Genomic DNA, 10666 nt, shown 5'->3' with positions numbered 1-10666 from the left:
TTAAAGGAAAAAAAGTTCTCCATCACAATTTCCACGAGCATTTCCGCACCTCCTATACCAAAAAGTATAGCACCATAGCGGCGTTTCTTCTAAGAATAACCGTCAAGAATACAAAAGCGAAGAATGTTTTTGCAAACGTATACAAAGTTGCGGATTTGTAGGCATTTCGATAGTGTTTGCATCTGCGAAATCCTCAGTGAACCAACGAAAAAGTCCGGGGCTCACTAGCTCCGGGGAACGATTGCCTCGCCGGAGGAGCGGGAGCGATCAGGCGCTGTCCTCCGATGAGACCTGCCTCGCCGGAGGAGCGGCGGCGATCAGGCGCTGTTCTCCGATGAGACCTGCCTCGCCGGAGCTGAGCGGTTGAACCTACACTCGAACAATATAAAAAAGGCGCACTCCCAATTCAAGAGCCGCCTTCCCCTATATCGATGAAATGATGCAAACCCAACCAATAACCGACTGTTTTGAAGATTTCGTACTGCGCCAGTCTTCTGCCGAGCTGCGTCTCGATCCACGGCAAGCCGTAGGGACCGCCAGCTGACACATAAATGAACGTCAAGTCCTTCCCTTTTGCCACTTTCTCGAAGCTGTACTTGACCCGGTTCATGTGATAATCGCTCGAAACGACGATTGCGGAGTCGTAGCCGTTCTCTTCCATCAATGCGATGCTGTAGACGGCGTTTGTCCAGGTGCTGGTCGCCTGGTAATCCGCGAGAATGTCTTCATCCATCATTCCCAGTTCCCCGTATGGCTGCAGATGCAGCAGCTCGGCTTCCACAAGCAGCGGCGAGACGATGATCTTGCCGGATTCGGAATAACCTTCTTCCAACAGCTCGGAGGCCTTGACTCCTCGTTCCGGTGCGCCTTCCGGTACGATGATGATGTCGGAAACGATCGGTTCCTCATTGATTTCCAGATTGGCCAGGATGTAGAAGCTGATCGCCAAAGATACGCCAGTCACGATCAAAAATATATTCAGCAGCAGCATCGTTATTCTGGTCGATTCGTCCGTCTTCAGGAGGCTGCGCTCCTTGTCGAATGGATAATTTGCCATTTTCCGCTCTCCACATCCTTTCCCCACGTTATTATCACTCTATTTTATCCGAAATGTGGAAATAAGCCATCGCTTTTTGTATTTTTTCTTTTGCGGTGATCATCATCCGATACATGTAAGCGTTATCGTGTTATGATTGAGCCAACAAGTCATGAGGAGGAATTCAACATGAGATTGATGAACAAAGTTGCCGTTGTAACCGGAGGCGCTTCGGGTATGGGTGAAGCCATCTGCCGCAAATTCGCAAAAGAAGGCGCAAAAGTGATCATTGCTGATTACAATTACGAAGGCGCCCTGAAAGTCGCAAACGAAATTAACGCCGAAACCCTGGACGCTGCTGCTGCCATAAAAACCGACATCTCCATTGAATCCGATGCCGACGCCATGATCGACACCGCCATCGCCCTCTTCGGAAAAGTGGACATCCTCGTCAACAACGCCGGCATCATGGATGGCTTCGAACCGGTCGGGGAAGTCTCGAACGAGCGCTGGGACCGGGTCTTCGCCGTCAACGTCAACGGTCCGATGTATGCGAGCCGCAAAGCCATCCAATATTTCCTGGAACAGGGCAGCGGCAATATCATCAACATCGCTTCGATCGGCGGCCTGCAGGGCGGACGGGCCGGTGTCGCCTATGTCGCTTCCAAACATGCTGTCATCGGGCTGACGAAAAACACGGCCTTCATGTACGCGAAAAAAGGCATCCGCTGCAACGCAATCGCCCCTGGAGCTGTCGCTACCAATATCGCCCAATCGATGGGCACCGTCAGCACCTTCGGCCAGGAAACGACCGGCGTCGGCATGGCGATCAATCCAGCTTTCGGAATGCCCGACCAGATCGCTTCCGTCGCGCTCTTTCTGGCTTCTGACGACTCCAGTTTCGTTAACGGATCCGTCGTGACCGCGGACGGCGGCTGGACCAGTTACTGATTTTTGCTTACTGTTACTGAAAAACGAATGCGGCTGTTCCGAAAGGAGGCAGCCGCATTCGTTTTTTCATATATACTTGATGCCTGCTAGAAAAACTGAGGGGCTCCTCCGGCGAAGAGGCTTTCATCGGAGGAGGCAACGCTAAAATACTCCCTGCTCCGGGCAAGCATGCTGTCACCGGAGTTCCGGGCCAAAACCACGATTTTCTTTATCCTGCATTCTTATCCTCCAGCCAAATCTTCCGCGAAATGAAATTCCAGGCCATCACGAACACAGTCGCGGCGATCTTGGCCACCAAGTAATGCAACGCCACTTGATCAACGAACAACCACATCAGCACTTGGTTCAATCCCAGGCCGATGACACTTAAAGTGACGAACAGCAGCAATTCCTGGCGCTTCTCGGCTTCGCCGAAGCGGCTCGTGAACACGTAGCGCATGCTCGCCGCGTAATTGAATAACGTTGCCGCAACAAACGCCAGCGCAGCGGCCGTCAGATAATGCAAGCCGATGAAATCGGCCAACACGAACAAAATCAGAAAATCCAGTACCGTCGCCACTACACCGACGAGTCCGAATTTTGCCACTTGGGCCAACAATTTAGTCATTGTCCTGCCCCTCCCTGCGATCAGTCGGCACATTAACATCCGTCTCCTTCAGGATATAGAGCGGACGCCGTTTCGTTTCCATGAAGGTTTTCCCTAGGTATTTACCGAGGATCCCCAGACAAAGCAACTGCAAGCCGCCCATCCCCAAAATGATGACGATGAGCGAGGTCCAACCGGATGTTTCGTTTCCGAACACCAGCGTCCGCACGGTCAGGATCAACGCTGCCAAAATCGCAACGGCGAACGACAGGAACCCGGTAAAAGCCGCGATCGCCAACGGTGCCTCGGAAAAGGCCACAATCCCGTCCAGCGAATATTTGAACAGACTCCAGAACGACCAGGTCGTCTTGCCGGCGACCCGCTCCTGATTTTCGTAGGACAGGTACTTCGTCTCGAAACCGACCCAGCTGAATATCCCTTTCGAAAACCGGTTGTATTCGGTCATCTCAAGCACCGCATCGACCATCTGGCGCGTCATCAGTCGGAAATCCCTGGCGCCGTCGACGATTTCGGTATCGGAGATGCGATTGATCAAATGATAGAACTGCCTCGCGAAAAAGGAACGGATCGGCGGTTCGCCTTTGCGGTCAAGCCGTTTCGTACCGATGCAATCATATTCGCCTGTGCGGATCAAAGCAACCATCTCCACCAGCATGGCCGGCGGGTCCTGGAGATCCGCATCCATCACGGCGACGTAATCCCCGGTCGCATGGCGCAGCCCCGCCACCAGCGCGGCCTCTTTGCCGAAGTTCCGCGAAAAGGAAAGGTAGTGCACGCGCTCATCCACCGCGGCCAATTGCTTCATTTTCGCCAGCGTGTCATCCTTCGAGCCGTCATTCACGAAAATCAGTTCGAATACGGCAGCCGGCAACCGGTCGCTGACCACAGCGATCTCTTTATGGAAAATCGGGACCATCTCTTCCTCGTTGTGGCAAGGTACGATGATGGAAATGATATCTTTTGACATGTGTCCACCCCTATATATTGTTTCAGAATTCTAAGCTTTCCTTTATCCTATCATACTTGGCGCAGGTTGGCCGTCTATTTTTTGAAATGGTTCAGCAATCTGAGGCACCTTGTTTCGACGTGCTTCTGCCACAGATACGCCACCGGCAAAGCGAACAGCGGCGAAAGCAGCAAGGCCGTTTCCGGCGGGATGACCTGACCCAAAAATGTCACGAACAGGATGATCGAAGTCGTGTGCGTCAGGTAAAGGCTGAAGGACAATTTTCCCAAAAGCAGCAGCGGTTTCGATTTGAAGAAGGCCATCAACCGCGGCGACTCCATGCACAATAGCAGGAACAAAATGATGCCCAGCCCCGTCAGCAACAGCGCGTTCCGCACCCGGAACGATAAACCGAGCGCCGCCAAAATCCACTGGCTCGGGATCAAGAACGGAATCGCCCAGGCCGACAGGATCCGGAAACCGCGGTGCTCCCGCACAAAGACCCGGATGGCCGGCAGATGCTTCGCCAGCACCGCCCCCATCACGAAAAAAATCGCATAATAGTTGGTCCGGTTGAACGATTCCGACAGCTGTGCCAACCAAACCGTATCGCTCCGCATACCCCAGTTCGTCAACGCATCAATCCCTACTTGCAGGACGGCATAATACCCAAGGACCTTCCCTGTCCGATTGCTGTGAAGCGCCACAGCCAAAAAAGGCAGGATGAAAGACAAACGCCATTCCTGAACCATGCTCCAGAAGGCGCCACTGAGGATGTTCAGGCTGTAGTCATATCCGAGAAAATACAGCAGCATTTCCATCGCGTTCGGCACCCTTTTCCATTTCACATTGAAGGATCCGCTCAAATCGATCGTATCATGCTTCCAGGCCCCAAACAGCGCAATCAGGATGACCGTCACCGCGATGACAAGCACATAAGGCAGCATCAGCCTGATCCAGCGTTTGATGATGAACGACTTGAAGTCCAGCTTACGTCCGTTCAGATAGGGCCGCGCCAGCACGAAACCGCCGATGATGTAGAATACCAGTACCGCCTCATTGCCGCCCCAGATCATTTTCACTGGTGTCTGCGTCGCCACCCTCCAAAAGGTATTGGCAAAAATTTTGTATTCGTTGGCACTGTAGCCATAAACTGTCCAGACCGCCATGTGGAAAATCATGACAATGAGGGAGGCCAATCCCCGCATGCCGTCAAAGATTTCAATCCGTTGGCTTTGGCCGGATTTATGCATAAACATTCACTCCCGTTGTTTCGAAACTATCGAAATATTCCTTACTATGGTAGTTCAAATGTTACAAAATTTCAAATTGTTTATTTTTTGAGCATTACGACTATTTATTTCGAAGCCGAGATGTTATACTGTACTTACATGCGGTAAGTGAAGCAAAACCCGCATCAAATATACAATAAGTGGAGGAACACACATGAACGTTTTAGTAGTAAAAGGAAACAACAGACCAGCAGAGGAAGCAATTTCTTCAAAAATGTACGAAACTTTTTTGGCCGCAGCCAAAGAAAATGAAAAATTGAACATCACAACTTACAACGTCTTTTCAGAAGACATGCCTTACTTAGGCCAAGATCTTTTCGGCGCTTACGGCAAAATGGCAGTCGGCGAAGAATTGACTGACATCGAAACACGCCTTTTGGCAGCAAAACAAAAAGTTATGGATGCCGTGACTGCAGCTGACGTGATCGTTTTCGCATTCCCATTGTGGAACTTGACGATCCCGGCTAAATTGCAAACATTCATCGACTACATCTTTGCAGCCGGCTTCACTTTCAAATACGACGAAACTGGTCAAATGGTCGCTTTGATGCCTGAGAAGAAAGTTATCCTTCTGAACGCACGCGGCGGCGTTTACTCCACTCCTGAAATGTCTCCAATGGACATGGGTGTGAACTACATGCGCAACGTATTTGCTGGCGTATTCGGAATGGAAATCATCGGCGAAGTCATCATCGAAGGACACGCAGCTGTTCCTGATCAAGCAGCAACAATCATCGAAGAAGGCTTGGCAAAAGTAGAAGCATTGGCTAAATCTTTATAAAACGAAAAGCAGACGCGCCCCAGTGATCGGACTGGTGCGCGTCTTTTTTGTGCCTTTTACAATCACAAGCCTTTCATTGGGCAGGCAAAATCATTTCATTGCCGGGATGGACATTGATGATGAATTATTTTAAAGATTTTAGACTCTTTAATGCTTTTATTTGGTAAAAGAATAACTGATTATTTCATAGACATTTCCTGAATAAAATAATTGTCTGTATTCAGTAAATCCATATTTAGACATGATTTTATCGATCATAGTATTTTGATCGAATGAAGTGTCGATGTATACAATCAAGTTAGACTCACTCATCAACCTCTCTTCATTCGGTAGGGAAATGTCTGTTGGGCTTGTACTGTATGGATAAATGTCTTTGTAATGGATCAGTTCAGCCATGCTCTCGATAATCCGCCACTCGTCATCCTCATTGATGATCATTAATACATCGTTGTCGCTATAGTCTTGAACCAAATTGTTCGTTGTAGCTTGTTCAGTCAGAAGATATTCGATATGCCCGTTTTTAAATCCCAGATACGAGATAGCAAAACATAATGAAGCGATGAGAACGCAAGTAAATTGTTCTTTTTGCGTGACCTGCTTCACCGCAATATAAACCAAAAAGATTATTCCCGACATCAACGCCGGAAAAACACAATAAACATATCTCCCCGATTGGAAAGGCGAAATTTTTTGAATAACCCAAATATGCAGTAAAGCAGGGACAATCATTAAAATTACAGGCCCAAACCATCCTGTTATCGCGGCCATCAGTTTGTCGGCTGACCCCGCTTTATCATTTTTCCTCAACACAAATGACGCAGTGGCGGCAATTGTCAAAAGGGATACAAAGGTGAGGAGATAGCCTCCTTTGCCGCCAAAGAAACTACTGTTGATGATGTCTACATATTTATTCAGGTTGTCTGGGACGTCAGAAGTAATGCTACTGAATGCTCCTTGTCCTCTGTATGATGCAAAAATATGTTTCAGCATGGCTGGATAAACAATGACAGCAGTGGCAATAGAGCTGAACATCGTTGCTGCGAAGGCTGCGATTGCCTTCCATTTTTTTAGTATCATCAAGAACACACATAGTAAAAAAGATATGAAGAAGGCGGCAATGAAGAAGTAGTATTGTGTCAAGATACCCACCAATGAAACGAAATAAATGGTCAGAAGATTTTTAAGGCTTATTTTTTCGCTTTGCAGGAACAGGATAACGACATAGAGGAATAAGATGGTTACGAATGTCAGCATCGTATACATGCGTATGAACATGATTGAACTGATCGTCCCTATACTTAAGCCCCAGAATGCGACTGCCAATAAAGAAATCCATTTGTTTTTAACCAAGTGCTTCATCAGTGAAAACATCACGAGGCATATTAATAGATAAAAGACTATATTGATTCCAATACCAATCCATTTTGAGAATGTATTCGGCAGAAAAGAACTGATGGCATGAAATATCATATAGTAGAGAGGTGGATGGACATCTTGGGTCTGGTTGTAATAGACTGAATCAAACCTGAACTTGTCAGTGTTATTGACAGTCAAATCCTCGAATAATTCTGACGAAGAATGCCATCTATCATATTGAGATGTGAATAGTTCATTGAAGAAGCTGTTCGACAAACCAAATGTAAAAATCTCGTCTGTATCGTACCCCACTTTCATATTGGCGTAATAAAACAGCACCGCCAAAAGCGAACCAATCAATAAGAAACAAGCTAATGCGAAAATAAGATTTTTTTTTGACTTTTCATTAAGCATACAAACCCCCTGTGAAATATATATATATATCAATATATCATAAAGCCTTTCCCATTTCAAAAATGCATATATTTGATTTATCCATCACTGTTTTCCCCTGTGAAGCCAGTCAAACCCTTACTTCACCGGAGTAAACTGCCCTATTCCGCATTTCCGCAAAAAATCTCCGGCAAGCATCCGCCCGCCGGAGATTTTTTTGCATTATAGGATCAGAAACACCGCTTGTCGACCCAGCCAAGCGTCTTACCGTTCAGCGTGACGAGTGCATAGTAACCGTCCTCCGATTCCTGGATGACCTGCACAGCCGTGTTCAGATAGGAACTTGTCAGCCCCAACATCGTGAATCCTGGCGTACCCCAAGGCAGACTGTCGATCGAAAAACCGACCGAGCGGATCGTGGCGGTGTAATTCACTGCTTTAGTATTCAAAGCCGCCAGCGCGCGGGAGTCGACCCAGCCCAAGTTTTGGCCGTTCAGTTGAATCAGCTTGTAATTCCCGTCAATCGATTCCGCAACAACTTTCACGAGACTGCCCAAATAATTGTTCGTGCTCTCCAGGTACTGGTACCCAGCAGTCCCCCACGGCAGACTGTCGATCGAATAATTCTGACCGGAGACGCCGGCGTAATAGGAAACCTGGCGTGCATTGCTGAAGGCCCGTTTGTCGATCCAGCCAATCCGTTGACCGTCGATGGCGATCTCCGCATAGGCACCATTCACACTTTCCCGCAGCACAGTAGCTAATTTCCCGAAATAAGCCGCTGCATCGGCAATTTTGGTATAACCTGGCTCACCCCACGGCAAACTGTCGATTGAATAAACGCCGTTCATGATCGGCAAGCTGTAATTCACGGCCACTGTCGAAAAGTTCTGCAGCCCCCTGATGTCGATCCAGCCCAACGGTTTCCCAGCGAACGAAATATATGCGTACGCACCATTTGCCGTTTTGCGGGTCACCAACACTTCTTTGCCGTAATAATTCGATGAAGCATCCAGATAAACATAACCTGCTTCGCCCCAAGGCTGGCTGTCGATCGAAAAATTAGTTTCGGAAACGATCGCCGTATAAGAAACGACACTTGCATCGAAACTCTCGAAAGCGCGATAGTCGACCCATCCCAAAGGCAAGCCGTTATATGCTAAACACAAGTATGCACCGTCCGCCGATTTGCCGATCACAGTGACGGTCTTGCCGACATAAGAACTGCTGGAATCGAGCGTCCGATAGCCGGAAGTCCCCCACGGCAAGTTGTCGATCGAGTAATTCCCCTTGCGGACGACTGCGTTGTAGCTCGGAAAAGCCGCGTTGAAAGCCCGTTTGTCGATCCACCCCAGCTTGACACCGTCGACCGAAATTTCAGCATAGATGCCATTTGCCGTTTCCCGGACGACCTTGGCCAGTTTACCATAATAGGTTGCTGTTTCACCGACATGGACATAGCCCGGTTCGCCCCATGGCAACGAATCGATCGAGTAACCGCTGTTCATGATCGGTAAGGTGTAACTGGCCGTAACGGTGGAAAAGGTCTTCAGCGCATCCATGTCGACCCAACCCAATTCCTTGCCGGCGCAGGAAATAAACGCGAACTGCCCATCAACGGTCTGCTTCATTACCGCGACTTCCTTGCCGTAATAGTTCGAACAAGGCTCCAAATATTTGTAGCCGATCGTGCCCCAAGGCAGACTGTCGATTGAAAAATTCGGATTTGAAACAACAGCGTTGTAATTCACTGCCACTGTTTTCGGTCCATCGAATTTGGTCAGATCATAGGCGCTGATGATGGCATTCAGCTTGGTGTAATAGGAAGAATCAGTCGCGTAACGCCCCGTCAAATACAGCGTGGCATCCTGATAACTGGTCGTGTTTTCCTTCCATGTCCCTTTGTAGTAATTCGCATCCCAGCTGACCCCTTTGCGCAGCTTCTCCGCGTAATCGATCATCGATTCATAATAGGATGGATATAATCTGAAGAAGGCATCGATCCAGATGATCGACCCGTCGCTTTCTTCCTCCCACGTACGCATCACAATCGAATTGCCGGCGTAGGAACCTTTGATGCCGAAGAGATTGTTGCCGACTGTGCCGAGCTTGCTGGTTCCGTAGGCGGTCTCCAGTGAGGCTTGGGCGACCATGACGGAAGCGTAGAGATTGTAGTCGTTGCCGATTTCCGTAGCGTACTGTCCAAGGTAGTTCACGAATTCAGCCTTAGTGGCGAACGCCCGCGTCTCTTTGTCGATTTCCGCATAGGCATTCGTGCCGTTTACGCTCAACAGCTGTCCGATGTTGATGATTGTTGTCGTCAAGCTGTTCCAGCGCGTCAAACTGGCGACATCCGTGTTGTAATGGGTGGCGATTTTCTGCAGCGTATCGCCGGACTGGACGTAGTAATACCAAGTGCCTTTCGCTTCAGTGACGGCTGCCAAGGTCACAGCGACAGTTGCTGACGTCATCAAAGGTGCTTGAACCGCTTGTTCGGTGTCAGAGGATTCCTTTTCAGTATCTGGGATTTGTTCAGCTTGGTTGTCTTCGGTTACCAATTCCGGCTGTTTTGCTTCTTCAGTTGGTGAAGCGACATCATTTTCAAGGATCGGCAGAGTTGGATCTGTCGGACTTGTTTGCGGCGGCCCTTCCGCGTCCACAGTTGGCACTGCTTCGACTGCTTCAGCCACAGGCACCTGCCATTCCGATTCAGTCAGAAGGAATGTTTGGGTAGCATCCTTATAGACTTTCACCTGCAAAACCGTTGTCCCTTCCGGAACGTTCGCCAACGCAAGCGTAAAAATTCCGGCTTCATCGGCGGTTTGCTCGCCAACTTTGCTCTCTCCTGCACAAACAACCACGTACGCATTCGGTTGGGTTGTTCCTGAAATCTGATTGGTTCCGTATATGCCCGCATCCAAAACCGTAGCGGTTACCACAATTGACTCCTTGCTTGCATCCGTATAAGCTGCCGTCTCCTCTTGAGCAGAATCTGCTGTTGGCATCAGATCTGCTGATGGTTGCACAGGAAACGCCGGAATCGTTGTTTCGATTGGCGCTACCCCTGCAGTCGCTGCATCCGTTTCGTCCGCAAAAGCGATATTGTTTCCTGCAAGCAAGCTCGCAGCCAAGCCTGACAAAGCGACATACGCTCGTGTGTATTTTCTTTGAACAATCTTCATAGTCGTCCTCCTAGTTTACCGACGGATTTCTTAAGATTACTTTAAAATATTATATTCATTATAACATTTTACACAGAGAACTAATTGTTTCATTTGGATTACGAGCGCTTCCCGACTTTGAC

General features: G+C 48.8%; 8 protein-coding genes. 2 read left to right on the top strand and 6 right to left on the bottom strand.

Translation table 11 applies throughout. The annotated features are described in order from the left end of the window. Window positions 1–406 precede the first annotated feature (406 nt). Complete coding sequence (locus WBV27_RS11395) at window positions 407–1057, bottom strand: YdcF family protein (RefSeq protein WP_424202158.1); 651 nt, start codon at window positions 1055–1057, stop codon at window positions 407–409. Window positions 1058–1225: 168 nt separating this feature from the next. On the opposite strand from WBV27_RS11395, the gene WBV27_RS11390 reads away from it, so the two are divergent. Next, the gene (locus WBV27_RS11390) at window positions 1226–1987 is read left to right on the top strand and encodes an SDR family oxidoreductase (RefSeq protein WP_424202156.1); all 762 of its coding nucleotides are present in this window, start codon (window positions 1226–1228) and stop codon (window positions 1985–1987) included. A 208-nt stretch (window positions 1988–2195) separates the two neighbouring features. On the opposite strand, the gene WBV27_RS11385 is transcribed toward WBV27_RS11390, so the two are convergent. The 3 genes from WBV27_RS11385 to WBV27_RS11375 all read right to left on the bottom strand — a co-directional run bounded on the left by WBV27_RS11385 (window position 2196) and on the right by WBV27_RS11375 (window position 4793). Next, a complete protein-coding gene (locus WBV27_RS11385; protein ID WP_424202154.1) occupies window positions 2196–2594 on the bottom strand; it encodes a GtrA family protein in 399 nt (132 codons plus the stop codon). Further along, the gene (locus tag WBV27_RS11380) at window positions 2587–3561 is read right to left on the bottom strand and encodes a glycosyltransferase family 2 protein (RefSeq protein ID WP_424202152.1); all 975 of its coding nucleotides are present in this window, start codon (window positions 3559–3561) and stop codon (window positions 2587–2589) included. Before WBV27_RS11380 ends, WBV27_RS11385 begins: the two co-directional genes overlap by 8 nt. Before the next feature lie 74 nt (window positions 3562–3635). Beyond that, on the bottom strand, window positions 3636–4793 hold the full coding sequence (locus WBV27_RS11375; protein ID WP_424202150.1) for an acyltransferase family protein: 1158 nt from the start codon (window positions 4791–4793) through the stop codon (window positions 3636–3638). Between the two features lie 193 nt (window positions 4794–4986). Between WBV27_RS11375 and WBV27_RS11370 the strand changes: the two genes are divergently transcribed. Further along, complete coding sequence (locus tag WBV27_RS11370) at window positions 4987–5613, top strand: FMN-dependent NADH-azoreductase (protein WP_424202148.1); 627 nt, start codon at window positions 4987–4989, stop codon at window positions 5611–5613. A gap of 156 nt (window positions 5614–5769) precedes the next feature. Here WBV27_RS11370 and WBV27_RS11365 read toward each other — a convergent pair whose 3' ends face one another. Further along, window positions 5770–7383, bottom strand: coding sequence for a hypothetical protein (locus tag WBV27_RS11365; protein WP_424202146.1), 1614 nt, complete (start codon window positions 7381–7383; stop codon window positions 5770–5772). A gap of 209 nt (window positions 7384–7592) precedes the next feature. Continuing rightward, the gene (locus tag WBV27_RS11360; RefSeq protein ID WP_424202144.1) at window positions 7593–10544 is read right to left on the bottom strand and encodes a GW dipeptide domain-containing protein; all 2952 of its coding nucleotides are present in this window, start codon (window positions 10542–10544) and stop codon (window positions 7593–7595) included. Window positions 10545–10666 lie beyond the last annotated feature (122 nt).

It is taken from the genome of Trichococcus sp. (genome assembly GCF_049589555.1).
Classification (GTDB): Bacteria; Bacillota; Bacilli; order Lactobacillales; family Aerococcaceae; genus Trichococcus.
Note: the sequence above shows the minus strand (reverse complement) of the source record. Positions and strands in the feature narration are given on the sequence as shown.

What these genes read in the sequence shown, in the direction of transcription:
- WBV27_RS11395 (WP_424202158.1), bottom strand. Translation starts at nt 1,057, where the DNA reads ATGGCAAATTATCCATTCGACAAGGAGCGCAGCCTCCTGAAGACGGAC.
- WBV27_RS11390 (WP_424202156.1), top strand. Translation starts at nt 1,226, where the DNA reads ATGAGATTGATGAACAAAGTTGCCGTTGTAACCGGAGGCGCTTCGGGT.
- WBV27_RS11385 (WP_424202154.1), bottom strand. Translation starts at nt 2,594, where the DNA reads ATGACTAAATTGTTGGCCCAAGTGGCAAAATTCGGACTCGTCGGTGTA.
- WBV27_RS11380 (WP_424202152.1), bottom strand. Translation starts at nt 3,561, where the DNA reads ATGTCAAAAGATATCATTTCCATCATCGTACCTTGCCACAACGAGGAA.
- WBV27_RS11375 (WP_424202150.1), bottom strand. Translation starts at nt 4,793, where the DNA reads ATGCATAAATCCGGCCAAAGCCAACGGATTGAAATCTTTGACGGCATG.
- WBV27_RS11370 (WP_424202148.1), top strand. Translation starts at nt 4,987, where the DNA reads ATGAACGTTTTAGTAGTAAAAGGAAACAACAGACCAGCAGAGGAAGCA.
- WBV27_RS11365 (WP_424202146.1), bottom strand. Translation starts at nt 7,383, where the DNA reads ATGCTTAATGAAAAGTCAAAAAAAAATCTTATTTTCGCATTAGCTTGT.
- WBV27_RS11360 (WP_424202144.1), bottom strand. Translation starts at nt 10,544, where the DNA reads ATGAAGATTGTTCAAAGAAAATACACACGAGCGTATGTCGCTTTGTCA.